1 pseudogene is annotated in these 299 nt (G+C 65.2%); it reads right to left on the minus strand.

The features are described from left to right. A pseudogene (locus C7C46_RS36775) lies at positions 1-299 on the minus strand (chitinase); the annotation flags it as partial.

The following is a 299-nucleotide window of genomic DNA, read 5'->3' on the forward strand; positions in this document are numbered from 1 at the left end:
GGCCGCCGAGGCGGAGGCGGGGACGCCGATACCGACCTGGGCCGGGCTCAGGCCGCCCTGGATGTAGGTGCAGACCTGCGAGGTGATGAAGTCCTCGGTGCCCTGGTTGTAGTTCTTGCCGTCACAGCCCGGCATCGAGCCCGAGTTGTAGAACTGGGTGTTGACCACCGACAGGACGTCCTTGACGTTCAGCGCCAACTGGAAGTACGCGCTGGACGTGGTGTACATGTCCATGGTCTGCGGGGCCATGGTGAGCACGAAGTTGCTGCCGGCCTTGCTCGCCAGCGAGTGCAGCGCCT

The sequence above is a fragment of the Streptomyces tateyamensis genome (genome assembly GCF_003205575.1).
Lineage (GTDB): Bacteria > Actinomycetota > Actinomycetes > Streptomycetales > Streptomycetaceae > Kitasatospora > Kitasatospora tateyamensis.